Here is a 26,913-nt window from a genome sequence, read left to right on the forward strand (position 1 = left end):
GAACTGACCTGTCGTCCGATTCACTTGTGGGGGGTTCGAATTGACTGTCCGTAAAGCCGTATTTCCCGTGGCCGGTCTCGGCACGCGCTTCCTGCCTGCCACCAAGGCCGTGCCCAAGGAGCTGCTGCCGGTCGTCGACCGTCCGCTGGTCCAATATGCCGTAGATGAGGCGCTTGAAGCCGGGATCGAGACGATGATCTTCGTCACCGGCCGCAACAAGGGCGCGATCGAGGATCATTTCGACGTCGCTTATGAGCTGGAGCGCATCCAGGCTGATCGCGGCAAGCCGCTCGACGCGCTGGAAGGCACCCGCCTCACGCCCGGCAACGCCATCTTCGTGCGCCAGCAGGAGCCGCGCGGCCTCGGCCACGCCATCTGGTGCGCGCGCGACATCATCGGCAACGAGCCCTTCGCGATCATCCTGCCCGACGAGCTGCTGATCGGCCGCGAGAAGGGCTGCTTGGCGCAGATGGTCGATCAGTACGAGAAGGTCGGCGGCAACCTCGTCTGCGCGCTCGAAGTGCCGATGGACGAGACGCCGAACTACGGCATCATCGATCCGGGCCTGCGCGATGACGTGCTCACCGAAGTAAAAGGCCTCGTCGAAAAACCCAAACTCGGCACCGCGCCCTCCAATCTGATGCTGCCCGGTCGCTACATTCTCCAGCCCGAGGTCATGGACCTGCTCGCGACGCAGGAAGCCGGCGCGGGCGGCGAAGTGCAACTCACCGATTCCATGGCGAAGCTGATCGGCAAGCAGCCCTTCCACGGTGTGACTTTCGACGGCGAGCGGTTCGACTGCGGATCCAAGCTCGGCTTTGCGCAAGCGAACTTCGCGCTGGCCTGCCGGGATGCGGCCATGGGTGCCGAATTGCGGGGCTGGGCGAAAGCGCTGCTGGGCTGAACCTCTTGCCAGCTTCTCCTCTTCTGAGGAGGGGCTACGGCGTTCCACAGCACCGCCTGTTCATCCAGCTTCGTAATCACATCCGCGCGCTGCCGCTGCCGCAACGCCCGATATTGTCAACATCACGATCGCCAGAACGAGAAAAGGGCGGACCCGCCGGGTCCGCCCTTTCTCTGTCGATCGCGGCGGCCTGCGCCCGCCGCACCCGATCAATGTTCCTTGTTCGCCCAGATATTCTGATAGGACATATAGGCCAGAACCGTCGCGATGAGCAGGAAGACGATCACGGCGACGCCGGTGCTCTTGCGCGCTTCCATCTTCGGCTCGGCCGTCCACATCAGGAAGGCGGAGACGTCCTGCGCCATCTGATCGACCGTCGGCTTGGGCTGACCCTCGCCATAGGTCACCTGGCCCTCGGCCGACAGCGGCGGCGCCATGGCAAGGTTCAGGTTCGCGAAATAGGGATTGTAGTGCAGCCCCTCGCCGGTCTTGGCATCCGGGAACTTCTTGAGCAGCTCGGCTGGCTGGCTCTGATAGCCGGTCAGCAGCGAATAGATATAGTTGGCACCATCGTGACGAGCCTTGGCCATCAGCGAGAGGTCTGGCGGAATTGCGTTATTGTTCGCCGCCCGCGCCGCGACATCATTGGGATAGACGAGCGGGAACTTGTCGGCCGGGATACCGGGACGGGTAGCCGCCTCGCCGGTCTTGGGATCGACGTCCGGCACCTGACGCGCCTTGGCGATCGCCTTCACTTCGGCCTCGCTATAGCCGAGATCGCCCAGGCTGCGGAACGCGACCTGATGCAGCGAGTGACAGGCCGAGCAGACTTCCGTGTAGACCTGGAAGCCGCGCTGCAACTGCGCCCGGTCATAATGACCGAGCGGGCCGTTGAAGCTCCACGCCACCTTCTTGGGATGCTCGTGGAAGGCATGCTCCACCGTCTCGGCCGGCGGCGCGCTGACATAGGCCACCGCGCCCCACAGGAAGCTGAGCAGCAACATGCCCGCGAAGAAAAGGCCGACGAGCGCGCCTAGAAAACGAACCATATTCTAAGCCCCCTTATTCTGCCGCGATGGCGACAGTTTCGCCCGTCTTGTGCTTGGATTTCGCGAGCACGGCTTCGGTGATCGATCCCGGCAGCGGATCGGGCCGTTCGAACGACGCGATGATCGGCAGGATGATCAGGAAGTGCGCGAAATAATAGGCCGCTGCCAGCTGCGAGATCATCACCCAGGGCTCCTCGGCCGGCGCCCCGCCGCAATAGCCCAGGATCAGTACATCGACGATGAGCAGAATGAAGAACTTCTTGAACAGCGGCCGATAGGTTCCCGAGCGGACCGGCGATGTGTCGATCCAAGGCAGGAAGAACAGCAGCAGGATCGACGCGAACATGGCGAGCACGCCGAGCAGCTTCGCGGGAACCAGCACGATGCCGGTGAACGGGATCGTCAGGTCCATCGTGAAGGCGCGCAGGATCGCGTAGAACGGCCAGAAATACCATTCAGGCACGATGTGCGCCGGCGTCGACATGGGGTTGGCCGGGATATAATTGTCCGGATGGCCCATGGCGTTGGGCGCGAAGAACACGGCCAGCGCGAAGATCAGGAAGAACACGCCCACGCCGAAGCCGTCCTTCGCCGTGTAATACGGGTGGAACGGAACGGTGTCCTGCGGACCCTTCACTTCCACGCCCGTCGGGTTCGACGAGCCGGGGATGTGCAGCGCCCAGATGTGCAGGATGATGACGCCCGCAATCACGAACGGCAGCAGATAGTGGAGCGAGAAAAAGCGGTTCAGCGCGGCATTGCCGGGGGCGAAACCACCGAGCAGCCAGGTCTGGATCGGCTCGCCGACGACCGGAATGGCCGCGAAGAGGCCCGTGATCACCTGCGCGCCCCAGAAGCTCATCTGACCCCAGGGAAGCACATAGCCCATGAACGCGGTCGCCATCATCAGCAGGAAGATGACGATGCCGAGCAGCCACACCATCTCGCGCGGCGCCTTGTAGGAGCCGAAGAAAAGGCCGCGGAAGATGTGGATGTAGACCACGATGAAGAAGAAGCTCGCGCCGTTGGCGTGCGCATAGCGCAGCAGCCAGCCCGAGTTCACGTCCCGCATGATGTGCTCGACGGAGTCGAACGCAACCGCACCGTTCGCCGCATAATGCATGGCGAGGATGATGCCGGTGACCAGCTGGACGGTCAGTGCGAGACCGGCCAGCACGCCGAAATTCCAGAAATAGTTGAGATTGCGCGGTACTTCGTACCCGCCGCCGACGGCGTTGTAGACGAAGCGCGGCAGCGGCAGCTTCTCGTCCATCCACTTCATCAGCGGATGCTTCGGCGTGTAATGCTCAGCCCAGGGAAAGCTCATTATCTTTATCCTTAGCCTACGAGAATGGCGGTGTCGGACGTGAACGTATATTCGGGAACCACGAGGTTCTTGGGCGCGGGGCCCTTCCGGATACGCGCCGCCGTGTCGTAGTGCGAACCGTGGCACGGGCAGAAATAACCGCCAAACTCGCCCTTGTTCTCGCCTTCGCCGGCACCGAGCGGAACGCAGCCCAGATGGGTGCAGACGCCCATGGTGATGAGCCACTGCTTCTTGCCATCGACAACACGCTGCTCCAGCGTCTGCGGATCGCGCAACGTCGCCGGATCGACCGCATCGGCCTCAGCGATCTCCTTGGCCGTCAGGTGACGGACGAAGAGCGGCTGGGAACGGAACACCGCCTTGATCGACTGGCCTTCGGTGATGGCGGACAGGTCGACTTCCGTCGTTGCCTGGGCCAGCACGTCGGCGCTGGGGTTCATCTGGGTGATGAGGGGATAGAGCACGGCGAGGCCGCCGACGCCCGCGAAGCTCACCGCCGCGATATTGATGAAGTCGCGGCGGCGAACGCCCTCGTCCTCATGCGCGACAGCTTCCGTCCCTTGCACTTCAGTGGCCATGCGTCGTCATTGCCTCCCTTTGCCCGGCGACCCGCAACCCTTGCCGCGCCGGACGTAAACACAGGATCGGCACGTCCCCAGACCAGCCATTCGCCTCCGTGCTGCTTCCCGTCTGACAGGGAAGTCCGCGTCCAAGGGCTGGTATGACGCACCGCGCGCCCGGTTGCCCGGCCACGTTCGGGGGCCTGATAGCGTCCTTGATCGCGATTTGCCAACCTTGATTTTTCGCGGGCGCGCAGCTTTCTTGACACGCTCGTGACGGCATTGCGACCAGCGCGGGGCAGCCGCTAAGAACGCACGATGCGCATCGCTCTCTATCAGCCGGACATCGCCGGCAATGTCGGCACAATCCTGCGCCTCGCCGCCTGCTGGCAAGTCGGCGTCGATGTCGTCCTGCCGTGTGGTTTCCCGGCCTCGGACGCACAGTTGAAGCGCGCCGCCATGGACTATGGCGGACATGTCGAGGTTACCCGCCATGCCGATTTCGAGGCCTTTGCCGCTGCCCGCCTGACCGGCGGCGGCCGCCTCGTCGCCCTCACTAGCAGCGGCGACACGCGGTTGCCGGACGCCGGATTCGCGCCGGACGACATTCTCCTCATGGGGCGCGAAAGTGCGGGTCTTCCGCCGGAGATCCGCGACTCAGCCGCCGTGCGGGTGCGCATTCCGATGGCGACGGGCTTTCGCTCCTTGAATCTCGCCGTGGCAACGGGCATCGCGCTCAGCGAAGCCCTGAGACAGACCGGACAATTTCCAGAATGAGCGCTCCCTCCCCCATTGCCCTGGACACCGAACAACAGGCCGCGCGTGACTGGTTCGAGAGCCTGCGTGACCGCATCTGCGCGGCCTTCGAGGCGATCGAGCGCGAAGCGGGGAGCGACGCCGCCTTCGACTATATCAGTTGGTGGCGCGAGCAGGAGGGCGCGCCCGTGGGGCCGATCGATCAGGGCGGCGGTGGTGGTGGCGTGCGCGGTGTCATGAAAGGCAAGGTGTTCGAGAAGGTCGGCGTCAACGTCTCGACCGTGGGCGGCGCCTTCTCGCCGGAATTCGCGCGGACGATCCATGGCGCGGGCGAGGACAATCCCGGCTTCTTCGCGACCGGCATCAGCCTCGTCGCGCACATGACCAACCCGCATGTTCCCGCCGTCCACATGAACACGCGCATGCTTGTGACGACCAAGCGCTGGTTCGGCGGCGGCGCCGATCTCAACCCGCCGATCGTCTACGACGAGGATCGCGACGACTTCCACGCGGCTTTCAAAGCCGCCTGCGACGCGCACGAATCCGGCGACTATCCGCACTTCAGCAAATGGGCGGATGACTATTTCTACATCCCGCATCGCCAGGTGCATCGCGGCGTCGGCGGCATCTTCTACGATCATCTCGAAGGCGATTTCGACGATAGCTTCGCGTTCACCCGCGCGGTCGGCGAGGCGTTTCTGGATGTCTTCCCGAAGATTGTCCGGCGGCGGATGGGCATTGCCTGGACGCCGGAAGAGGAGGCGGCGCTGCTCGAATGGCGCGGACGCTATGTCGAGTTCAACCTGGTCCATGATCGCGGTACGCTGTTCGGACTCAAGACAGGGGGCAACATCGATGCCATCCTGATGAGCCTGCCACCGCGCGTCACCTGGAGCTGACAGTCGGCTCAGAGGCCGCCGCGCTGCTCCCATACCGCCACGGCGGGGGCCGTCGCAGCGCGATAGAGCGCGGCAGACACCAGCACGGTCACCAGCGCGAAGGCGGTTTCCAGGAAGCTGCCGACGATGCTCATCGCGAAGTCGGCAATCTCCTGCGACAACAGCAGCTCCGCCACGATGCCGGTCAGCGACGTCACGATCGTCGCAACGATCAGCATGACAACGAAGATGACCAGCAGTAGGCCGAAGATCTTCCAGCCATTGTCGCGCGTGAGCTCGGCGCTGCGCTGGAGCATCGTCAGCGGGTTGCCGGGGCGCTCGGCCGCCGCGACTGGCGCGACGAGCGCGAAGCGGCCGATCAGGTAGAAGCCCGGCAGCAGGAACAGGAACAGCCCCGTCATGACGCCGAAGCCCTGGAGAATATTGGCGATGATATAGCTTGGCAGGATGAGGAGCGCCGCCCGCAGCGATTCGCCGACCGTCAGTCGCTCGGCGCGCAGCAACAGCGACTGCAAGGCGAGGATGCCGAAGGAGGTAACCAGCCCGTGGATCAGCAGCACATGCCAGTTGGCAGCGGCGAAATCGGAAAAGCGCGCCATCACCTCGGCACCGGTCGGCGTCTCGGAAGCTGCTTCCGCCAGGGGCGTCATGAACTGATCGGCGAGAATGCCGGGCAGCAGCAGGAACATGCCGGCGATCGCGGTCAGCAGGTCGCGATTGATCGCGGCCATCGCCTTGGCGTCGTCCCAGACGATATTGAGGTCGATCTTCTTCACACAGGCGCTCCGGTTCGTTCGGCTCGATAGGCAATATCGCGCCAAAGGACCAGAGGCGGCACGGCGCTTGCCAAAATTCCGCGCGGCGCCCATCTCCCCGGCAGGATGAGCATCGCAATTTCCCTCCCCGGCAACATCGAATGGCGCAGCGAACCCGGCCTACTGGACTATGCGGCGGGTCTCGTGGAGATGGAGGCCCGTGCGAGCGCAATCGCTGTGGGCCAAGCGGAAGAACGCATCTGGCTGGTCGAGCATCCGCCGCTCTACACCGCCGGCACCAGCGCGCAGGCGGCCGACCTGCTGACCGCGCAGTTCCCGGTCCACGAGACCGGCCGCGGCGGGCAATATACCTATCATGGGCCGGGACAGCGCGTGGTCTATCTCAATCTCGATCTCGGCCGGCGCGGCAAGGACATCCGCCGGTTCGTGCAGGCGCTGGAAGGCTGGATGATCGCCGCGCTGGCCGACCTCGGCGTGCCCGCCTGGACGGCGGAAGGCCGCATCGGCGTCTGGACCAATGGGCCCGACGGCGCGGAAGCCAAGATCGGCGCCATCGGCGTGCGCGTGCGCAAATGGGTGACGCTGCACGGCCTCTCGATCAACGTCGCGCCAGACCTGCGCCATTATGACGGCATCGTGCCCTGCGGCATCTCCGCGTTCGGCGTCACCAGCCTGGCCGACCTTGGCCGTCCCGCCGACATGGCGACGCTGGACACCGCTCTCGCCAGGCATGCTCCGGCCATGCTGTCCGCAATCGAGACAGCGGATAAGGCCGCCCAATCGCCCACTTGAGGCTTAGCGCCGAGCTAACTAAGGTTCGCCCCTTCAGCCGGCGCACGGGTCGCACGCCAAAAGGCAAGGCCGGCCACGAAGGAGAATGAGAGAGATGCTTCGTACCACCCTCCAGCGCATGTCCATTGCCCTGCCCCTCGCCGGCGCCTGCCTGCTGCTCGCCGGATGCGGCGGCGGCACGGAGACCACCGGCAATGCGGTCGAGATGCGCGACATGGAAGTGGTCGACGGCACGGTCAATGACAGCATGACCGATCTCGACGCGGTGAAGGCCGATGGCCTCGGCGCGGTCAACAATGCCGGCAGCGTCAGCCGCGCCAATGGCGCTCAGCCCGCGGAAGGCGGCAATAGCGGCGACACCGAGACCGTCGCCTCCGAATAGACCCTATTTCAGCCCCAGCAGCTTGTGCGTCTGGAGCGAGAGCCGCCAGCGGCTGTCGCTCATGACGAGCGCGATCGCGGCTGCACGGCTTTCGGCATTCGCGGCCTCCGAGCCGCAGTCCATCGGCTGCACCAGATAGTTGTCGAAATCCCAGTCGAGCAGCGTTCGCGGGTCGATCCCCTGCTGCGGCCAGACCAGCTTGAGCTCATGCCCGGCTCGCTGAACGACCTCGCTGCCGGCCTTGGGGCTGATGCAGAGCCAGTCGATGCCCTTGGGCGCGGGAAGCGTGCCGTTGCTCTCGACTGCGATCTCGAAGCCCGCGTCATGCAGCGCCGCGATCAACGGTGGATCGAGCTGCAGCATCGGCTCGCCGCCGGTCACGACCAGGAAGCGCGCGCCGCTCTCCTCGCCCCAGAGCGCTGCAGCCGCCCCGGCCAGCGCTGAAGCGTCGGCAAACTTGCCGCCATTATCGCCATCCATGCCGACGAAGTCGGTATCGCAGAACTGGCAGATCGCTTTCGCCCGGTCGACCTCGCGCCCGGTCCACAGATTGCAGCCGGCAAAGCGCAGGAACACCGCGCGGCGCCCGGCCTGCATTCCCTCGCCCTGCAAGGTGAGGAACATTTCCTTGACGGCATAGCTCATCGCCGGAGGCTCAGGGCTGCGTCGCGTAGCGCGTGGGATCGGACAGGCCGGCTTCGATGAAGCCCTTGGACCGCAGGCGACAACTGTCGCACAGGCCACAGTGCAACTCGTCCGGTGTCGGATCATAGCAGGACCAGCTCATGCCCGCATCGAGACCGAGGCGCGCGGCCTCCGTCGCGATCTGCGCCTTGGTCATATGCTGTAGCGGCGCCTCGATGCGCACGCCATGCCCCTCGACGCCCTGCTTGGTCGCCAGCGCGGCCATGCGCTCGAACGCCTCGATGAATTCGGGCCGGCAATCGGGATAGCCCGAATAATCGAGCGCGTTGACGCCGATATAGATCTGCTCGGCGCCCACGACTTCGGCGAGACCCAGAGTGAGCGCGAGGAAGATGCTGTTGCGCGCCGGCACATAAGTGACCGGGATGCCGGCGCCGACGCCGCCCTTGGGCACAGCGATGTCCGCCGTCAGCGCGGAGCCGCCGAACAGCGAGAGATCGAGCGGCATCACGATATGCCGCTCGACACCGAGCGCCTGCGCGACGCGGCGCGCGGCGTCCAGCTCGATGCGGTGCCGCTGGTTATAGTCGATCGTAAGCGCCGCGATGCGGAAGCCGGCTTCGCGCGCGCGTCCGGCCGCCACCATCGAATCAAGGCCGCCCGAAATGAGCGCGACGGCAATAGGTGTCTGGGGAATCATGCGACGGCGCCTAGCGCAAATCCCGCTTCCGCGCCACTTGGCGGACGCGGGTGCCTCTCAGCGTCTCAATGCGATCTTGCAAGTGCCCACGCGGCGCGCCTCCAGCATCATCGCGAACGGCGTGCCATCCGAGACGCCCTGCGAGTCGATCTGCACCAGCCGCGCCGTCTCGACGCGCACCGCCGTGCGGCCTTGCCCGGCATGGGCGCAGTCATAAGTGACGGCGACATTCTGCGCGCTGTTCTCCAGCACGAAGCGCTTGCACTGGCGGCCGGGGTGCTGCGGCTGAAGCAGCTGGCTGGCATCGCCGATGCACAGGCGGCGCGGCAGTGCGGCACTGCCGCGTTCCTTCAGCTCCCATTCGCCGCGCTCGAGGCCGGAAAGCGCATCGAAACCCGATTGGGCAACGACGGCCACGGCCGGGCAAGCCACGGCCATGCCGAGTACAGACAGGATAAGCGCCTTGCGCATGATACCGCTTGTCTTCCCACTGTTGCCGCCGCAGCATTCCCTGCCTTGACGGAGCCACGCCCCCAACGCCTCGGAACATAGTATAGAATTTCGACGAGAAAAGGGCACGGTTCGTCGCGCGGTGCCGAATCAGGTCATGTGACAGCAATTGTCACATTTTGATCAGTCAGGATTGGACAAATCCGCCAGCGTCACGTCGAAAATCTTCGAGCAGAAGGCGCAATCGACCGCGATCACGCCGCGCTCGTCGGCCATCTCGGCCTGTTCCGCCGCTCCGAATCGGGCCAGCACCGAGCGGATATGCACCGGATCGCAGCGACAGCCTTTGCGGATCTCCACCGCATCGAACGCGCGCACTTCCGGTTCCTCATGGAACAGACGCCAGGCAATGTCGGTGAGCGGCAGGGCCGGATCGGTCAGTTCGCCGTCCGACAAGGTCCTGCCGAGCATCATGACATGCTCCCAGTCGGGATGATCGTGCCGCACATGCAGCCGCTCGCGTCCGACTTCGCCCTCGGGGAGATGCTGGAGCAGCATGCCCGCGCCGATGCAGCCTTCACCCGGATCATGCCGCACCGCGATATGGAGGAGGCTGGGAATCTGTTCGGATTGCGCGAAATAATGCTCGGCCGCCGTGCCGAGGCTCGCGCCTTCGAGCGGCACGATGCCCTGATAGCGCTCGCCGCTCGTCGCCTGATCGAACGTGATGGCAAGGAAGCCCTTGCCGAACAGGCCGAACAGGCTCGGGCTCTCGCCCAGCTCCGCCAGCCGATCGGCATCGAACTGCGCATAGCCGCGTACCGCGCCGGCCTTGTAGTCGGCGACGAGCAGCGAGACGACGCCATGCTCGGTCTGCGCCTGCAGGGTGAGCTGGCCGGCATCGTCCTTGAGCAGCGCGCCGAGCAGGCTGGCGAGTACCAGCGCCTCGGCCACGAGTTTCTCGATCACCGGCGGATAACGATGCGCCGAGAGTACATCGTCCAGCGTGGCGCCCACGCGGGCCAGCCGCCCGCGCACATTGCGGGCGGGAATGGCAAAGCCGAGGGCTTCGTCGGAAAAGCTGCGGGGGGATGGCATGGGATGCAGATAGGGATGCGAAGGCGAAATGTCTAAGGGTGGGCGCGATCATTCCTCTCCCCTCGCGGGAGAGGATAGCGAAGCTTGTCGCCAAAGGCGGCTAGCGCAGCTTGGAGAGGGGGAAGGTCAGCGCGGCTGTGCCCCCTCTCCCTCCCACCGCTTCGCGGCAGGCCCCTCCCTCTCCCGCGAGGGGAGAGGGCAAGAAAAGCTTACCCCAGCAATCCGAACGCCCAGAGCAGCACCGACTTCTGCGCGTGGAGGCGGTTCTCCGCCTCGTCCCAGATCAGCGACTGCGGGCCGTCGATCACCTCGGCGGTCACTTCCTCGCCGCGATGCGCGGGCAGGCAGTGCAGGAACTTGGCGCCCGGCCTGGCGCGCGCCATCAGCTGCGCCGTCACCTGATAAGGCATCATCGCCTTCAACTTCTCCTCGCCACCGGCCTGGCCCATCGAGATCCAGGTGTCGGTAACGACGACGTCGGCACCCGTGGCCGCCTCGATCGCGTCGCGGGTCAGGGTGATGGTCGCGCCGCGCTGCTGCGCCGCCGCCGCGAAGCGCGGATCGGGATCGTAGCCCTGCGGCACGCCGACCCGCACGTCGAACTTGAACAGGCCCGCCGCCTCGATGATCGAGTGCAGCACATTATTGCCGTCGCCCAGCCATGCCCACTGGCTGCCGGGCAGCGCGACGCCATGCTCGGCGACGGTCAGCAGGTCCGCCACGATCTGGCAGGGATGGGAATCATCGGTAAGGCCATTGATCACCGGCACGCTGGCATAGCGCGCCATTTCGTCGATCTTCGCATGATCGTCGGTGCGGATCATGATCGCATCGACCATCCGGCTCAGCACGCGCGCAGTATCCGCCACGGTCTCACCACGGCCTAGCTGGCTCGTGCCGGCGTCGAGAATGAGCGAGGTCCCGCCGAGCTGGCGGATCGCCATGTCGAACGAGACGCGCGTGCGCGTCGAGTTCTTCTCGAAGATCATGCCGAGCGTGCGACCGGCCAGCGGGGCGTCCTTGTCGGCAGCGCCCTTGGGCATGCCGGCGCGGGCCGCCTTGCGATCGATCGCGTCGGCGATCATCGCGGCGATAGCATCGCCGCCGGCGTCGGAAAGATTGAGGAAATGCCGTATCGTCAACGGAAGTGCTCCTGCGGAAGCAGGAGCCCAGGGCGGTAGGGCGCCGCCGCTGGGCCCTGGGCTCCTGCTTCCGCAGGAGCGCTAGGAAAGTGCTTAGGCAGCCACCTCCGGCACCTTGTAACTCGCCGCGCCCGCCGAGAGACGCTCGATGCACTCGGCGATATGGCTCTCGTCGATCACCAGCGGCGGCAGCACACGGAAGACATTCTCGCCCGCCGCGACCGTCAGCAGCCCGTGATTGTCGCGCAGATGCGCCACGAAATCGCGGCTCACCGCCGGCTCCTTGAGCTTGATGCCGAGCATCAGCCCCTTGCCGCGAATCTCGTCGAAGAGATGATCGTGGTTCGGGATGAGCTGCTCGAAGGCCTGGCGCAGGCGCTCGCCCTTCTTGGCGACCTCATCGAAGAAGCCGGGCTCCAGCATGACGTCGAGGATCGCCTGACCCGCTGCCATGGCGAGCGGATTGCCGCCATAGGTCGAGCCGTGCGTGCCGATCACCATGCCCTTGGCCGCTTCCTCGGTGGCGAGGCAGGCGCCGAGCGGGAAACCGCCGCCAATGCCCTTGGCCACGGTCATGATGTCGGGCGTGATGCCATAATGCTCATAAGCGAAGAACTTGCCGGTGCGCCCATAGCCGCACTGGATCTCGTCCAGAATGAGCAGCAGACCATGCTCGTCGCAGGCCTTGCGCAGGCCCTGGATGAACTCGGGCGTGCCGGCCGTCATGCCACCTTCGCCCTGCACCGTCTCGACCAGGAAACCCGCGGTCTCGTCATCGATCTTCGCCAGCGCGCCTTCGAGATCGTTGAACGCGACATACTCGAAGCCGGGCAACAGCGGCTCGAAACCGTCGCGCATCTTGGGCTGATCGGTCGCGCTGATCGCGCCGATCGAACGGCCGTGGAAAGCGTTCTTGAAGGTGATCAGCTTGTGCCGCTGCGGGTTGCCGTTGACGTAATGATAGCGGCGTGCGGTCTTGATCGCGCACTCGATCGCCTCGACGCCGCTGTTCGTGAAGAACACCGTGTCGGCGAAGCAATTGTCCACGATGCGCTTGGCCAGCGCCTCGCCCTGCGGCGAGCCGTAGAGATTGGAGACGTGCATGAGCGTCGCCGCCTGCTCCTGGATCGCCTTGGTCAAGTGCGGATGGCCATGACCCAGCGCATTCACCGCGATGCCCGCGGCGAAGTCCAGATAGCGCTCGCCGCGCTCGCCGATCAGATAGCAGCCCTCTCCGCGCACCGGACGCACATCGCACCGGGGGTAAACGGGCATGAGCGGGGTGATCGACATAAGAGAGCTCCTTCCTCGCACGCTTTTCAGAAACGGAAAAAGGCGGCCCGTGCGAGGCCGCCATCGTCAGGGCGCCCCTATAGACGCGAGTGCGCGCTTTCGCAATGGATTGGAGGAGCTAGCGCTTGGCCTTCACCACGGCCGGCACGCCGACCGCGAGGCCGCCCGCCGGGACATCCTGCATGACGACCGCGTTGGCGCCGATCGCCGCATCGTCGCCGATCGTCACGCGGCCCATGATGACCGCCCCCGCGCCGATGTTCACGCGCTTGCCGATGATCGGCGCCTCGTCGAGCCGGTCGAGCGAGCGCAGGCCGAGCGTGCAGTTCTGCCGGATGATGCTCCCGTCACCGATCACGCTCGCACCATGCACGACGATGCCGCCCTGATGCTCGACGATGACGCCGCGGCCGATCGTCGCCGCATAGGGAATCTCGATGCCGTAGACATTGCGGCAATGCCGGAAACCCCAGCGATAGAGGAGGCTGAGCGGCGCGCGCAGCAGCTTGGGGCGCACGCCCATGCGCCAGTTGCCGAAGCGATGCCAGAAAAGCGTGCGGAAGCCGGGCCGCGTCCAGTCGCGCCCGTGGCTGCGATAATCCTCCGCAATCAGCGCGCACATCTCGCTGAACGTCATGAGCCCCCGCCCTTATATTCGATGATCTGGTGGCCGCCGCCGCGCCAGCGCTTGAGAAAATAGCGCGCAAGGCCACCGAATTGCGCCAGCTTGCCGAGCATGATCCAGAGGCCATAGCCGAGCGCGAAGCGCGGCGTGGCGCCGCGCCGCCATTTGCCGAACCCGATACGCACGACCTGCAGCGGATAGAGCAGCAGGAAGCCGAGCGCGACCAACGCTGCCGCGCCGGAACTGAAGCCGATGAACGCAAGCACGAGGATCACCACCGGGATCAGCCCGCCCCACAGGACGATGCTGTTGCGCTGCCGGCGCCAGTCGGGAAACGCTTGATGCCCGTGCCGCGCGACATGCTCGGCAAAGGCGTGGCCGGCACGGCGCGCGCGCAACCATTGCTGGCGCGGATGATGCATGTCCGCATCGTGCAAGGTCATCTCGGCATCGATCCGCCGCACTTTCCAGCCCTTGAGGCCGAGGCGGCGGCAAAGGTCCGGCTCCTCGCCGGCGATGAGGTCGTCGCTATAGCCATCGACCTGCTTCAGGGCCTGGACGCGGAACAGCACATCGCCTCCGCAGGCGCCGACAAGGCCCACGGGCACATTCCATTCGTCATCGCAGAGCGCGTTGTAGAAGCTCGCCTGCGGAAAGCGCTCGCGGCGGCGGCCGAACACCGCACAGAGATCCGGCTCGGCCTCCAGCGCGCGTCGCGCCTCGTCGAGCCAGCCGCTCGCCAGCTCGCAATCGCCATCGACGAACTGGATGAACTCGAGACCTGGATGATCCACCAGCAAACGCCGCCAGCCGGCATTGCGCGCCCGCGCCGCTGTGAAGCCGCGATCGGTCGACAGGCGCTCGACGGTCATGCCGAGGCCGATCGCGAACTCCACGCTGCCGTCGGTCGAGCCGGAATCGACATAGACGACCGGGCAGCCCGGCGGCACGCTGCGCAGGCAGCGTTGCAGCCGCTCGCCTTCATTGCGGCCAATGGCCACGAGGCCGATGCGCGGCCGGGCCGGTGCCGCGCTCATGTCTCCATCCAGGCCGGCGCGCGACCCGGCGGCTCGTCCCAGCGGGGGATCGAGCGGCGGCCATCGCGGACGGATGGCAGGAAGCTGTGTCGCAAGGTCATCGGCAGCTCGTGCGGAATATCGCCGGGGCGCTTGCCTCGCACCGGCCGGAGCGCCAGCGACAGCGCCTTGCCCGCCGTCCAGGCGAGGGTCGCGCCAAGCGCACCGGCCTTCCCCTTGGTGAGCACGAAGAAGCGCCGCCGTGCCTCATAGCGATAGATCGGATGCGGCCTCGCGGTGACCTGACCGCCGCTCTCGACGCCGGTCGCGGCTCCCGCGATGTGCGTGATCCGGCTCTCGGGCACGAAGCGAAAGCGCCAGCCCGCGCGTCCCATGCGGTGCATCAGCTCGACTTCCTCGAAATAGAGGAAGAAGCCGTCATCGAAGAGCCCGGTCTCGCGCAGCGCCGCGCTGCGGAACATCACGCTCGCGCCGGTGAGCCAGTCGGCCGGCCCGGCCCGCTCGACCACCACCGGCGGCACGCGCAGCAGCTTGCCGAGCTTGGCAAGGCCGCAACCGCGCACGAACTCGCTGCCGATCGAGGGGAATCTGAAAGCCGATCCGGCCAGCGACCCGTCCGGCTCCAGCAACTGGCTACCCACGGCGCCAAGCTGCGGATCGGCGCGTATGGCCGAGACCAGCGCCACGATCGCGCCCGGCTCCACCACCGTGTCCGGATTGAGGATATGAATGAACTCGGGCGGACCCGGCCGCTGCAACAGCCGAAGCATGGCCTGATTGTTCGCCCAGCCGAAGCCGCCGTTCATTTCGAGGGGCAGGACGCTGACCCAATCCCGCCAGTCCTCGCCGGAGAAGCGCGCGCTCAGCTTCTCGGCGGAGCCATCGCCGGACGCGCCATCGACGATCACGACATCGAACGGCCCGGCCGTCGCCCGCTCGGCCGCCAGCGCTTCTACACAGCGAATCGCATAGTCCGCCGTCCGATAGTTCACGATCACGATCGCGAGCGAAGGCGCGGGGATTTCTGGCATCGATGTAGCGGATAGGTCATCGGCCGAACGGGCGTCAACGCCCGGCGGCGCGCGGCCCGTTATTTCCGGTGAAGCGCGGCCACCGCGCGGGCGACCGACTGCATCAGCGCCCAGCGCTCGGGGATGCTCACCGTCGTCTCGCCGATCATCACGGCGATGGCATAGCTGGTGCCGTCCGGCGCGGTCATGATGCCGACATCGTTATAGCCGGTGGAGCGGGGCGACAGGTCCTGACCCGTCCCGGTCTTGTGGACATAGGTCCAGCCTTCCGGCACGCCGGCCTTGACGCGCTGCGGTCCGGTCTTGGCGTCGCCCATGATGGCCAGCAGCGCCTGCGTGGAACTCGGCGAGAGCATGTCGCCCTTCTTGAGCTTGGCGAGCGCACGCACGATGGCAGTCGGTGCCGCACCGTCGATCGGATTGGCGAGATAAGCGTCGAGCGCCTTCTCGCGCGCGCTGCGGGGCAGATTGGCGCGCGCAGTGTAGAAGCGCCGGCCCATCGCCATGTCCTGCGACCAGGTGAGGCCCGCCGTCTGGCTCTGCAGCATGCGCTCGCCGGGACCGAAGCGGATCGTCTCGGGGCCGAAGAAGCGCCGCGCCAGATAGCCGCGCACCGCTTCGGGTCCGCCAACGGTGCGCAGGATCGAATCGTTCGCCGTGTTGTCGCTCTGCTGCATCGCGCGGAAGAGCAAATCCCGCAGCGTGGTCTTGTAGCCCTCGCCCTTCACCATCGCGGCGATCGGCTGATGGAACAGGGTGAGGTCGCCCGGGCGAATCGTCACCGGCGTATCGAGCGACACCTTGCCGCGGTCGATCGCATCGAACATCGTCATCGCGACCCAGAGCTTGGAGACGCTCTGCTGCGGGAAGAGCTGGTCACCGTTGTGCGTCACCGTCCAGCCCGCATCGACCCGCTGGACGGCAATGCCCACGCGGCCGTTGAACTGGCGCCCGAGCGTCTGGATCGTCGCGACAAGCGCCGGGGACGGCTGCTGCCGGGCCTGCGTAACGGCGAGATGGGCTCGCGGTGCGGGCGCTTCCGGCTTGGGCGAGACCGGAAGGGGGGCCGCCGCGGCAACGGGAATGGAGCGCGTCGATGGAATCGCCGTACAGGCACCAGCGAGGGCCATCAGCCCCGCCGCAATCGTAACCGGCCCCAAACGCCACCTGGACTTCACTGCACGACCCTGAGCAACCATATGCATGTTCTTGCACAACAGCCTTAACAGACGCCGAACGCAAGCAAGACCAGTGCGGCGACACGAGTCCGATTTGCGGCGAGCCGGGACTTGGCCGGGAACGCGCTGCACCGAACGGCATTTTCGGGTCGCCGTTTGATCCCGATCAAGGCGCCATCCGCTTCGGGGATACACAACAGTCTCAGCGCGATGCCACCAACATCCCGCCGGAAATGGTCAGCGCCATTTCCCTCCCTGGTCGACCTTCGGGGCGCGGCGGTCTGGTCCACGCGCCCCATTTTTTTGCGGCTGGGGCGCGCCGGCCCCAAGACAGTTTTCTACGGCACCAGCACCGTATCGAGCGCCTCGGGCAGCATCTCGGGATAGTCCATCGTATAGTGCAGGCCCCGGCTCTCCTTGCGCTTGAGCGCGGAGCGGATGATGAGCCGGGCGACTTCGAGCAGGTTGCGCAGCTCGATGAGGTCGGCCGTCACCCGGAAATTGCCGTAATAATCGTCCACTTCCTGCGCGAGCAGGTCGGCCCGGTGCTGGGCGCGTTCCAGCCGCTTGGTGGTGCGCACGATGCCGACATAGTCCCACATGAACCGGCGGATTTCCTTCCAGTTGTGCGTGACGATGACTTCCTCGTCGCTGTCCGTGACGCGGCTTTCGTCCCAGGCACGGATAGCGGGCGGCGTGCCCATCGCATCCCAGCTGGCGCGGATATGGTTGGCGGCCGCCTCGCCGAACACGAAGCATTCGAGCAGCGAGTTGGAGGCAAGGCGATTGGCGCCGTGCAGCCCGCTCTCGGTTACCTCGCCCGCCGCATAAAGTCCCGGCAGGTCAGTCTTGCCGTCGAGATCGATGACCACCCCGCCGCACGTATAATGCTGCGCCGGGACGACCGGGATCGGCTCCTTCGTGATGTCGATGTCGAGATCGAGCAGCCGCGCATAGATGGTCGGGAAATGCTCCTTGATGAATTCCGGCTCTTTGTGGCTGATGTCGAGGTGGACATAATCGAGGCCGAGCCGCTTGATCTCATGGTCGATGGCGCGCGCCACCACGTCGCGCGGCGCCAGTTCGCCGCGCTTGTCGTGCCGGTCCATGAACCGCTTGCCGCCGCCAGGCACGCCGGGGGGCAGCTTGAGCTTGCCGCCCTCGCCCCGCATCGCCTCGGTGATCAGGAAGTTCTTGACCTCCAGATTGTACAGGCAAGTCGGATGGAACTGGTTCATCTCCATGTTGGAGACGCGGCAGCCCGCGCGCCAGGCCATGGCGATCCCGTCGCCGGTCGCGCCGCGCGGCGCTGTCGAGAACAGATAGGTGCGCCCCGCGCCACCGGTGGCGAGGACTGTCGCGCGGGCGACGAAGGCATCGACCCGGCCGGCCTTCTGGTTGAGCGCATAGACGCCCCAGACATGCCCATCACCCGAGTAGCGCTCGCCATGGCGGGACGTGATGAAGTCGATGGCGACCATGTTCTCCAACAGCGTGATGTTGGGATTGGCGCGCGCGGCCTTGAGCAGCGCCTTCTGCACTGCCGCGCCGGTGGCGTCATCGACATGCACGATGCGGCGGTGACTGTGCCCGCCCTCGCGCGTCAGATGCCAGCGCTCGCCGAACTCCGCGCCGTCATTGAACGGCACGCCGAGCGCCGCCAGCCGCTCGATCGCCGCCGGGGCGCCGGAGACGACGAACTCGACCGTGCTGCGATCATTGAGGCCCGCGCCCGCGATCATCGTGTCCTCGACATGCGCGGCGAAGCTGTCGCCCGCATCGAGCACGGCGGCGATGCCACCCTGCGCCCAGTTGGTCGAGCCGGAGTCCAGAGCGCCCTTGGCGAGCACGATCACCTTGCGATCCTGCGCCAGGTTGATCGCGGCGGTAAGGCCGGCGGCGCCCGAGCCGATGATGACGACGTCGTGATGGGAGATGGTCATGGGAGCTGTGATCCTGCCGGGCCTAGCGCAGCCAATTCTCTATTCGCAGGCCGGCGACCCGCTCGAATTCGCCTACATTGTCCGTCACAAGGGTTGCACCGATCGTCAGCGCATGAGCCGCGATCAGCATGTCGTTGCCGCCGATGGGGCGCCCCGCCGCCTCCAGCCGGGCGCGCAGCTCACCATAAGTCCGGTCGGCATCACCTGAAAGGGGAAGGACGGGAAGCACCGCGAGCACGGCGGCCAATTGCCGGGACAACCGCTCCGATTGGCGCTTGGCCGCGCCGAAATGGAGTTCGGCGGCCACGATGATGCTGGTGGCAACGGCGGCCTCGCCCACTTGTCCGATGCGCGCCGCCACCGTGCCCTGCGGATGGCGCACCAGGGCGGACACGATGTTCGTGTCGAGCAGATAATCGCTCACAGATCGACTGGGCCGGGAACCGGGTCGTCGGCGGGTGCAAAGTCCTCCTCGATGACCGGCAGAGTCGCAAGCACCGCGAGCAGGGACTTGGGCGGCGCGGACTCGATGATGAGGCGTCCGTCTTCCTTGCGCATGATTGCGTCTTCGCCGGGCAATTCGAACTCGCGCGGGATGCGGACCGCCTGGCTGCGGCCGTTCTTGAACAGCTTGACGTGGCGTTCCTGGCCCATGCATCGCACACTGGCATATGACACGGCATATGTCAACACACGCATGATCGGCGGCGCCGATCCCGCCGCCTTTCCGTCTTCAGCGTGCCTCAAGCTGCCGCCCGAGTCAGCGTCAGGAACACGTCCTCAAGGTCCGGATCGTGTGTGGAGACATCGACGATCGCGAGGCCCTGGCTCTGGATCAGGCTCAGCACTTCACCCGCCGTGGCGCGGTTCTTGAGATAAGTGACCTTGAGGCTGCGCTCGCCGGATTTCTCGACCTTCTCGAACCGGTCGTGCGTCGGCAGCTCGGTGACGTCGCGGTCGACCGTCACCTCGACCACTTTCTCCTGCGCCATGTTGACCAGCTCGCGGGTCGGCTTGTCGGCGATGAGCTTGCCATGATTGATGATCGCGATGCGATCGCACAGCTCCTCGGCTTCCTCCAGATAGTGCGTCGTGAGCACGATGGTCACGCCGCGATCGTTGAGCGAGCGCACATAGAACCAGAGCTGCTGGCGAAGCTCGATGTCGACACCCGCGGTCGGCTCGTCCAGCACGAGGATCGGCGGCGAGTGGACCATCGCCTTGGCAACCATCAGCCGCCGCTTCATGCCGCCCGAGAGCGTGCGCGAATAGGCGTCGGCCTTGTCCTCCAGATGGACGGCGCGCAGCAGCTCCATCGATCGCCGCTCGGCCTTGGGCACGCCATAATAGCCGGCCTGATTCTCCAGCGTCTCCAACGGTGTGAAGAACGGATCGAACAGGATCTCCTGATTGACGATGCCGATCGAATTCTTGGCATTGCGCGGATTGGCGTCGATATCGAAGCCCCAGATGCGCGCCGTGCCGCCGGTCTTGTTCACCAGCCCCGCGAGGATGTTGATCATCGTCGATTTGCCTGCGCCATTTGGCCCCAGCAGCCCGTAAATGGCGCCGCGCGGGATGGAGAGGCTGACATCGTCGAGCGCGCGCTTGCCGCCCGCATAGGTCTTGCTGAGATTCTGGATGTCGATGGCTAGGTCCGTCATGCGGCTGCTCTAGGGCAATCAGTTCGCAATGAAAACGGGCCTCGCGCGGTCAGCTACCGACGAGTGCGCAATATTCTGCCGCGTGGAGAAAGTCGGCGCGGCGGATAGCGAGCCGCCCGGCCGCTTCCTCGTCCTCGCCCCACTGTTCCGCCTGCCAGCGCTCGTCGAGGCTGGCGGCATCGAACAGAGCCTCGGCACTGGTCGCGCCACTGAGCAGAGCCAGCGCGCCGACAAGACTCCCGCCGATCTGGGTCAGCGTCGCGGCGCCCGCAAGCAGCCAGGGATCGAGCGCCTCGACCGCGCCGCGCAGAGCGGCCAGCGTCCGCGCGGGCTGGTCGACCGGCAGGATGCCGGCAGTGATGGCGAATTCGACGCCATAGGCGCCGCGCGCCCAATCGAGCAGCGGGTCCCACGCCGCGCTTTGCCGCGCAACGAAATCCGCCGGTTCGTCGGCGCGGTAGCAGAGCAGATCGCTCTCGGCATAAGCGGCGACCTGCCCCCGGAAATCACCTAGCGCAGGCAGAACGCGGTCGATCGTCGCATTGGCGAAGCCGGTCATCGGCATGGCGCGGGGATCGATCTCCTCGCCCTGCGAATCCCACTCGGCGGCGATCGCGCGGGCCAGCGCCTCACCGGGCACGACCAGCAATGCCCGCGCCGGGGTGCGCACGGGGCGCCCGTCGAGCTGGATCGCCCAGCCATCGCGCTCGGCTATCGCCTGCGCTTCTTTCCAGAAGCGCTTCACGGCTGTTTCGGCGTCGCGAAGGCGCGGGCCAGCATGCGCGGCACGATCATGAACTGGAAGAAGCCGACACTGGCGACGATGACGCCCATCCACTTGGCCTTGTCGCCCTGAACCCAGCCAAATTTCTCCATGCCGATGGCGATGCCGAAGATCAGGATCAGCGCGCCGGACAGGCGGAAGAGGCCGATCATGAAGAAGCGCTGCCTGGCGGCGGCGGCGCGGCGCGCGGCCTCGGCTGGGTCGGCCTGGGGAGGGATATCGCTCATGGCAGGCCGATATGGCGAGCCAGTTCGGCGCTGTCCATCGCCACGCTCGCCGCGCCCGCCGCGTGCAGCTCGTCCGGCGCATGATAGCCCCAGCCGACGCCAAGACCGCGCACGCTCGCCGCACCGGCCATCAGCATGTCGAAACTGGTGTCGCCGATCATGACCGCATGCTCGCGCTCGGCGCCGGCCTGCGCCAGCGCCGCCTCGATCATCGAGGGATGCGGCTTGGACGGGTGTCGGTCGGCCGTCTGCAGCGACACGAAGCGCCCGAACAGCCCATGATGCTCCAGCACGAGGCGCAGGCCGCGATCCGACTTACCGGTCGCGACCGCGAGCAGCCAGCCATCGGCTTCCAGCACATCGAGCAGATCGGCGATACCGTCGTAAAGCGGCTCCTGTACCCCGCCACTGGCCCGCAACGTCTGGAAAGCTCGCTTGTAATGCTCGCTCACTTCGTGGTGAAAGGCGCCGTCCGCCTCGGGCAACAGCACCGCCATGGCCTGCGGCAGAGAGAGCCCCACCACGGCAAGGCACTGCTCGCGCGACGGGCAGGCGAGCGACACCGCATCGAAGGCCGCCGCCATGGACGCGACGATGCTGTGCTGGCTGTCCACCAAAGTGCCGTCACAATCGAAAATGGCGAGCCGCAAGGTCATGGCCGCCTCATAGCGCCCTGCCGTACGATTTCCAGCAGCTCCGGTTGCAACGCGGCGCGCGGGCGCTCTACACCGCTGCCATCCATTTGAATTCTCCGGAGTCTCCCATGCATCGTCGCACTTTCGTCCTCGGCGCCGCCGCAGCCACCGTCGTCGGGACCTTGCCTGTTCGCCTCGCCGCACAGGCTACGGGCACCAATCCCGCCGACACGGCCCTCCGCGCCACACTCGATCGCTTCTTCTACACTCGCATAGAGGAGTCTCCCGAGGCGGCGACCAGCCTCGGCCTCGACAGCGGGGCGCGCGCGCATCTCAAATCGAAGCTGGACGATGATTCCCCGGCCGGCCGCGCCCGTTCCCTCAAGCGCGCCAAGAGCGAGCTGGCCGAGCTCGACAAGGTCGATGCCAGCAAGCTTTCCGAGCATGCGAAGATCGATCTCGAAGTCGTGCGCTATCAGCTCAATCGGTCGATCGCGGGCGCCGAGCGCTTCCAATATGGCAGCGCCATGGGCCGTTTCGCGCCCTACACGATCAGCCAGCTCACCGGCCCGTATCGCGACATTCCCGACTTTCTGGACTCGCAAGTGCGCGTGCGCGATGCGGCCGAAGCCGATGCCTATCTCGCGCGGCTCGATGCCTTCGCAACCGCGCTGGATGACAGCACGGCGCAGCAGCGCGCCGACGCGGCCAAGGGCGTGTTCGCGCCGGACTATATCCTCGACACGACGCTCAAGCTGCTCGCCGCCGCGCGCGATCTGCCGGCGAAGGACACGGTGATGGTCACCGCCCTCGCCCGCAAGCTCAAGGACGCCAACCTGCCACCCGAGCGCGCCGCGCAGGCCGAGGCGATCGTGGTGCAGAAGGTCTTCCCCGCGCTCGACCGCCAACGCGCGCTGGTAACGGAGTTGCGCGCCAAGGCCGTGCATGACGCCGGCTGCTGGCGCCTGCCGGACGGCGAGGCCTATTATGCCGGCGCCGCCGAAGCCGCGACCACGGTCAGGATGAGCGGCGACGAGATCCACCGCACCGGCCTCGATCAGGTCGCCGAGCTCAATGCGCGCATCGACGCCATCCTCAAGGGCCAGGGCATGAGCCGGGGCACGGTCGGCGAGCGGCTGATCGAACTCAACAAGCGGCCCGACCAGATCTTCCCCAACACGAACGAGGGCCGCGCCGCGCTGCTCGCCGTGCTCAACGATCAGGTGAAGGCGATGTACAAGCGCCTGCCGGAAGCCTTCCTGACTCTGCCCAAGGCGCCCGTCGAGGTGCGCCGCGTGCCCGAGACGATCCAGGCCGGCGCTCCGGGCGGCTATTATGAAAGCGCCACGCTCGATGGCGCGCGGCCCGGCATCTACTATATCAACCTGCGCGACACGTTCGACCGGCCCAAATTCGGCCTCGCCACGCTGAGCTATCATGAGGCGGTGCCCGGCCATCACATGCAGGTGATGCTGGCGCTGGAGAGCGACGACATCCCCCTTATCCGCAGGCGCGGCGGCTTCTCGGGCTATTCGGAAGGTTGGGCGCTCTACACCGAACAGCTCGCCGACGAGATGGGCATGTATGAGGGCGATCCGCTCGGGCAGGTCGGCTATCTCCAGTCGCTGCTGTTCCGCGCGACGCGGCTCGTGGTGGACAGCGGCATGCATGCCAAGCGCTGGAGTCGCGAGCAGGCGACCGACTATTTCCTCGCCACCACCGGCATTGCGCGCGGGCGCGGTCAGGGCGAGATCGATCGCTACACCGTCTGGCCGGGCCAGGCATGCAGCTACAAGATCGGCCACACGGTCTGGGTGCGCCTGCGCGAGGAAGCGAAGAAGAACCCGAAGTTCGACATCAGGCAATTCCACGAAGTGCTGCGCCTCGGCGCGATGCCGCTCGCCGTGCTGGAGCGCCAGGTGCGGGCGCGCTGGACTGTGAGCTGAGGACCGCACACGCTCGGGCCAACGGGTCGCGTGCGATTGCGGTCACGCCCAATTACCCTCTCCCGCGAAAGCGGGAGAGGGCTAAAGTCGCGAACGGTCATCAACGTTTCTGCCCCCTCCCAACCCCGATTTTCCGCCCGTCGCACGCACCGAGCCGTTCGCCCGTGGCAGAAATGCCACGCCCGTTCCGGCAACGCGGCGAGTATCGATGAGCAGCCAGCCAGTGCAACGGCCTATTCCTCCTCGGGCAATTTTTTCTGTCCGCTTTCCCTAATCGCCCCATCCGAACGTCCGTTCGCTCTGCCGGATATGCTCGTGCCTAAGCCGAGCCCGCGGAAAAAAATTGGGAGATTGGGATGAAGAAGCTGATTCTTTTGACGGCCTCGTGCGCGTCCATCGTGGCGGCCATGCCGGCCTGGGCACAGGAGAGTGCCGAAGATGAAACCGGCGGCGTGCAGGACATCGTCGTGACCGCCACGCGCCAGGCGACCAACCTGCAGGACACGCCGATCGCGATCACCGCCGTCACCTCCGACACGCTGGAGGAACGCGGGCTCAAGAGCACGGCCGACCTCTCGCAGGCCGTGCCGAATGCGACGTTCCGCCGCGTGCAGGGCGCCTTCGGCCCCGGCGTCAGCGCGTTCATCCGTGGCATCGGCCAGGCCGACACCAGTCTCGGCTCCGAGCCGTCGGTCGCCTATTATGTCGACGACGTTTATTATCCGCTGCTGCTCGGCTCGAACTTTGACCTGCTCGATCTCGACCATATCGAGGTGCTGCGCGGCCCGCAGGGCACGCTGTTCGGCCGCAATTCGCTCGCCGGCGCAGTCAATATCGTCTCCAAGGCGCCGAGTCTCACCGAAGCATCGGCCTATGTGCAGGCGACGATGGGCAGCTACAATCGCATCGACATCCGCGCGGGCTTCAACGTGCCGCTGACGCCGAACCTCGGCCTCTCCGTCTCGGGCGTCTCCAAGAAGCGCGACGGCTATCAGCGCATGCTCGATTTCCGCTGCGACATGGAGCGCAAGGGCACGAGCGCGCTTTCCGGCCGCCTGCCCTATTCGAGCGCGATCAACACGAGCGCGAACAATTTCAAGGCGGACGACTGCACCGTTGGCCGTCTGGGCGGCGAGGATGTCCGCGCCATTCGCGGCAGCCTGCGCTGGGAGCCGGTCGATAATGTCTCGCTGACCCTGATCGGCGACTATACGCGCGACCGCTCCGAGAACCCGGCCGACAAGCTGCTGGTCGTGACCGGCCCCGGCGGCGCCAATCTGCAGACCCAGGCCAATTATTTCGGCGTGACCTATGACAGCCGCTTCGTGACCGGCGATCCGTTCACCACCTATGCCAGCTATACCGATCCGGTCGGTGCGGGCGTCGTTATCCCGCTCACCACTACTGGCGGCGAATCCTTCTGGAACGGCCGCGCCAATCGCGGCGGCGCATCGTTCAGCCCGGTCACCCGGCTCGACAATTGGGGCGTCTCGGCCAAGCTGGTCGTGGGCCTCACCGACGACATCGACCTCACCGCCATCGCCGGCTATCGCAAGATGACCGAGGATCATGCCTTCGACATCGATGGATCGCCGCTGACGCTGGAGCATACCCTGCTCAACATCGGCGAGAGCTACAAGAACATCGAAATCCGCCTCTCCGGCAAATCCGACCTGATCGACTGGGTCGCGGGCGGCTTCTATTTCGAGGGCGACGGCTTCACGCACGCCATCACCTATTCGCCGCAAAGCGCCTTCTTCAAGATCCAGAACATCAAGTACACGCCGCTCAGCAAGGCCGTGTTCGCGAACGTCACGATCAAGCCGCTCGACGGTCTCGGCATCGTCGCCGGCGGTCGTTACTCGGACGACGAGAAGGATGTCGATTTCTCGAACGTGCTCGACACCAATCCGATCCTCGACCTGACCAAGGGCGACACGGCGTTCAAGATCAAGCCGGCCGCCACGCGGTTCGACTGGAAGCTTGGCGTCAATTATGCCTTCAGCAACGACTTGATGGTCTATGCCTCGGCATCGACCGGCGCGCGCCTGCCGGGCTATAATACTCGTCCGCAACAGCCCTCGCAGGTCGTCTCGTTCGGCAGCGACGAGACGCTGGCTTACGAACTCGGCATCAAGGCCGATCTGTTCGACCGCAAGCTGCGGCTGAACCTCGCCGGCTTCTACACCGACTACAAGTCGCGCTACACCAACACGACCGGCGCGGAGATCAACATGATCGCGGGCGCAGCGCGGCCCGGTACCTGCGTGATTGTGCCGCTCCCGGCCGGTGGCCCGGGCGCGACGACCTGCCGAACGACGCCATATAATGCCGCGACCGATGGAGCGCAGAACCCGGCCGCCGGCATCGGCGTCCTCTCCATCCCGCGCACCTATTTCATCAACACGCCGGGCAAGGTGAAGGGCTTCGAGATCGAGATGGAAGCCCGCCCGATCGACGGCCTCGCCATCAACGCCGCGGTCGGCTTCGCCAAGTTCGATTCCCCGGACCTGAAGCTGCCGACCCGTGCCAACGACCGTCTCGCCGGCCTGCCGGAATGGAACGGCACCATCGGTATCCAGTACATGCTGGACGCGCCGCAGCTCGGCGGCACGGTCACGCCGCGTCTCGACTGGTTCTACACCGGCGACATCAAGCCGAGCGCCGCGCGCAACACCTACAACCAGCCGGCTTATTCGCTGTTCAACAGCCGCCTGACCTATCATCACGAGGAGCATGACGTCTCGGTCGCGCTCGGCGTGACCAACCTGTTCGACAAGCGCTATTACTATAACTTCTTCATCTACCAGGACATCGGCTTCCCCAATGTCAACGGCCAGCCCGGCACGCCGCGGCAGTGGTTCGTGGAGCTTTCGAAGAAGTTCTGATCGCCTTCAGCGCCCGCGCCGGTTCCTGTGAGCCGGCGCGGAAGCGTCCCATGCCTAGGGTTCGGACCCAATAACTGGATTCCCACGTTGCTCGGATTGTGATTCAGTGTCTTGGCGAGGAGGCGCTGAGATGTCTGATTTCTTTTGGTTTTCCGATGCGCAGTGGTCTCGGATTGAGCCGC

At 65.8% G+C, this 26,913-nt stretch carries 28 protein-coding genes; 7 read left to right on the forward strand and 21 right to left on the reverse strand.

Annotated features, from left to right (window positions below):
* Positions 1-40 precede the first annotated feature (40 nt).
* Complete coding sequence (locus tag KM135_RS19155) at positions 41-904, forward strand: UTP--glucose-1-phosphate uridylyltransferase (protein WP_221715685.1); 864 nt, start codon at positions 41-43, stop codon at positions 902-904.
* 209 nt (positions 905-1,113) lie between these two features.
* Here KM135_RS19155 and KM135_RS19160 read toward each other — a convergent pair whose 3' ends face one another.
* From KM135_RS19160 to petA, 3 genes are read right to left on the reverse strand one after another with little or no spacing between them, the layout of a single operon-like run.
* A complete protein-coding gene (locus KM135_RS19160; RefSeq protein WP_221715686.1) occupies positions 1,114-1,953 on the reverse strand; it encodes a cytochrome c1 in 840 nt (279 codons plus the stop codon).
* Positions 1,954-1,966: 13 nt separating this feature from the next.
* Entirely contained in the window at positions 1,967-3,280 is a 1,314-nt protein-coding gene (locus KM135_RS19165) for a cytochrome b (RefSeq protein WP_221715687.1), read from the reverse strand.
* Positions 3,281-3,291: 11 nt separating this feature from the next.
* A complete protein-coding gene (gene petA, locus KM135_RS19170; RefSeq protein ID WP_221715688.1) occupies positions 3,292-3,858 on the reverse strand; it encodes a ubiquinol-cytochrome c reductase iron-sulfur subunit in 567 nt (188 codons plus the stop codon).
* 300 nt (positions 3,859-4,158) lie between these two features.
* Here petA and KM135_RS19175 point away from each other — a divergent pair, with 300 nt between their 5' ends.
* Complete coding sequence (locus KM135_RS19175; protein ID WP_221715689.1) at positions 4,159-4,617, forward strand: tRNA (cytidine(34)-2'-O)-methyltransferase; 459 nt, start codon at positions 4,159-4,161, stop codon at positions 4,615-4,617.
* Positions 4,614-5,495 carry an oxygen-dependent coproporphyrinogen oxidase gene (hemF, locus tag KM135_RS19180; RefSeq protein ID WP_221715690.1) on the forward strand — a complete coding sequence of 294 codons (882 nt, stop codon included), beginning with the start codon at positions 4,614-4,616 and terminating at the stop codon, positions 5,493-5,495. The genes KM135_RS19175 and hemF overlap by 4 nt, the downstream gene beginning before the upstream one ends.
* An 8-nt stretch (positions 5,496-5,503) precedes the next feature.
* Here the strand turns inward: hemF and KM135_RS19185 are convergent, their stop codons facing one another.
* A complete protein-coding gene (locus tag KM135_RS19185; protein ID WP_221715691.1) occupies positions 5,504-6,271 on the reverse strand; it encodes a hypothetical protein in 768 nt (255 codons plus the stop codon).
* A 105-nt stretch (positions 6,272-6,376) separates the two neighbouring features.
* Here KM135_RS19185 and lipB point away from each other — a divergent pair, with 105 nt between their 5' ends.
* Positions 6,377-7,063, forward strand: coding sequence for a lipoyl(octanoyl) transferase LipB (gene lipB / locus KM135_RS19190; RefSeq protein WP_221715692.1), 687 nt, complete (start codon positions 6,377-6,379; stop codon positions 7,061-7,063).
* Between the two features lie 94 nt (positions 7,064-7,157).
* Complete coding sequence (locus KM135_RS19195; RefSeq protein ID WP_221715693.1) at positions 7,158-7,445, forward strand: hypothetical protein; 288 nt, start codon at positions 7,158-7,160, stop codon at positions 7,443-7,445.
* A 3-nt stretch (positions 7,446-7,448) separates the two neighbouring features.
* On the opposite strand, the gene queE is transcribed toward KM135_RS19195, so the two are convergent.
* The 17 genes from queE to KM135_RS19275 form a co-directional block, all read right to left on the reverse strand.
* Positions 7,449-8,090, reverse strand: a complete 642-nt coding sequence (gene queE / locus KM135_RS19200; protein WP_221715694.1) for a 7-carboxy-7-deazaguanine synthase — start codon at positions 8,088-8,090, stop codon at positions 7,449-7,451.
* Between the two features lie 10 nt (positions 8,091-8,100).
* Positions 8,101-8,790, reverse strand: a complete 690-nt coding sequence (gene queC / locus KM135_RS19205) for a 7-cyano-7-deazaguanine synthase QueC (RefSeq protein WP_221715695.1) — start codon at positions 8,788-8,790, stop codon at positions 8,101-8,103.
* A 57-nt stretch (positions 8,791-8,847) separates the two neighbouring features.
* On the reverse strand, positions 8,848-9,261 hold the full coding sequence (locus tag KM135_RS19210; RefSeq protein ID WP_221715696.1) for a DUF3617 domain-containing protein: 414 nt from the start codon (positions 9,259-9,261) through the stop codon (positions 8,848-8,850).
* A 162-nt stretch (positions 9,262-9,423) separates the two neighbouring features.
* Entirely contained in the window at positions 9,424-10,338 is a 915-nt protein-coding gene (hslO, locus tag KM135_RS19215) for an Hsp33 family molecular chaperone HslO (protein WP_221715697.1), read from the reverse strand.
* 209 nt (positions 10,339-10,547) lie between these two features.
* Positions 10,548-11,474, reverse strand: coding sequence for an ornithine carbamoyltransferase (gene argF, locus KM135_RS19220; RefSeq protein ID WP_221715711.1), 927 nt, complete (start codon positions 11,472-11,474; stop codon positions 10,548-10,550).
* Between the two features lie 99 nt (positions 11,475-11,573).
* Entirely contained in the window at positions 11,574-12,773 is a 1,200-nt protein-coding gene (locus tag KM135_RS19225; RefSeq protein ID WP_221715698.1) for an aspartate aminotransferase family protein, read from the reverse strand.
* Between the two features lie 118 nt (positions 12,774-12,891).
* Positions 12,892-13,410, reverse strand: coding sequence for a serine O-acetyltransferase (locus KM135_RS19230; RefSeq protein ID WP_221715699.1), 519 nt, complete (start codon positions 13,408-13,410; stop codon positions 12,892-12,894).
* The gene (locus tag KM135_RS19235; protein ID WP_221715700.1) at positions 13,407-14,435 is read right to left on the reverse strand and encodes a glycosyltransferase family 2 protein; all 1,029 of its coding nucleotides are present in this window, start codon (positions 14,433-14,435) and stop codon (positions 13,407-13,409) included. The genes KM135_RS19230 and KM135_RS19235 overlap by 4 nt, the downstream gene beginning before the upstream one ends.
* The gene (locus KM135_RS19240) at positions 14,432-15,466 is read right to left on the reverse strand and encodes a glycosyltransferase family 2 protein (RefSeq protein ID WP_246606363.1); all 1,035 of its coding nucleotides are present in this window, start codon (positions 15,464-15,466) and stop codon (positions 14,432-14,434) included. The genes KM135_RS19235 and KM135_RS19240 overlap by 4 nt, the downstream gene beginning before the upstream one ends.
* Before the next feature lie 59 nt (positions 15,467-15,525).
* On the reverse strand, positions 15,526-16,596 hold the full coding sequence (locus KM135_RS19245) for a serine hydrolase (RefSeq protein ID WP_221715701.1): 1,071 nt from the start codon (positions 16,594-16,596) through the stop codon (positions 15,526-15,528).
* A gap of 386 nt (positions 16,597-16,982) precedes the next feature.
* Entirely contained in the window at positions 16,983-18,587 is a 1,605-nt protein-coding gene (gene nadB / locus KM135_RS19250; RefSeq protein WP_221715702.1) for an L-aspartate oxidase, read from the reverse strand.
* Positions 18,588-18,609: 22 nt separating this feature from the next.
* Positions 18,610-19,011 (reverse strand): type II toxin-antitoxin system VapC family toxin, encoded by a 402-nt coding sequence (locus KM135_RS19920; RefSeq protein ID WP_343228233.1) that lies wholly within the window; start codon positions 19,009-19,011, stop codon positions 18,610-18,612.
* Complete coding sequence (locus KM135_RS19925; RefSeq protein ID WP_246606364.1) at positions 19,008-19,241, reverse strand: antitoxin; 234 nt, start codon at positions 19,239-19,241, stop codon at positions 19,008-19,010. The genes KM135_RS19920 and KM135_RS19925 overlap by 4 nt, the downstream gene beginning before the upstream one ends.
* An 89-nt stretch (positions 19,242-19,330) precedes the next feature.
* Entirely contained in the window at positions 19,331-20,251 is a 921-nt protein-coding gene (locus tag KM135_RS19260; RefSeq protein WP_221715704.1) for an ABC transporter ATP-binding protein, read from the reverse strand.
* 49 nt (positions 20,252-20,300) lie between these two features.
* Positions 20,301-20,996, reverse strand: coding sequence for an ATP12 family chaperone protein (locus tag KM135_RS19265; protein WP_221715705.1), 696 nt, complete (start codon positions 20,994-20,996; stop codon positions 20,301-20,303).
* Positions 20,993-21,262, reverse strand: coding sequence for a hypothetical protein (locus tag KM135_RS19270; protein WP_221715706.1), 270 nt, complete (start codon positions 21,260-21,262; stop codon positions 20,993-20,995). The genes KM135_RS19265 and KM135_RS19270 overlap by 4 nt, the downstream gene beginning before the upstream one ends.
* Positions 21,259-21,918: an HAD-IA family hydrolase gene (locus KM135_RS19275; RefSeq protein ID WP_221715707.1), complete on the reverse strand. Its 660-nt coding sequence runs from the start codon at positions 21,916-21,918 to the stop codon at positions 21,259-21,261. Before KM135_RS19275 ends, KM135_RS19270 begins: the two co-directional genes overlap by 4 nt.
* A gap of 107 nt (positions 21,919-22,025) precedes the next feature.
* Here KM135_RS19275 and KM135_RS19280 point away from each other — a divergent pair, with 107 nt between their 5' ends.
* Positions 22,026-23,843 (forward strand): DUF885 domain-containing protein, encoded by a 1,818-nt coding sequence (locus KM135_RS19280; protein WP_221715708.1) that lies wholly within the window; start codon positions 22,026-22,028, stop codon positions 23,841-23,843.
* 356 nt (positions 23,844-24,199) lie between these two features.
* On the forward strand, positions 24,200-26,731 hold the full coding sequence (locus KM135_RS19285) for a TonB-dependent receptor (protein WP_221715709.1): 2,532 nt from the start codon (positions 24,200-24,202) through the stop codon (positions 26,729-26,731).
* The last annotated feature ends 182 nt before the right edge of the window (positions 26,732-26,913 follow it).

Origin of the sequence: Sphingobium xanthum (genome assembly GCF_019737615.1) — a bacterium.
Taxonomy (GTDB): Bacteria; Pseudomonadota; Alphaproteobacteria; order Sphingomonadales; family Sphingomonadaceae; genus Sphingobium; species Sphingobium xanthum.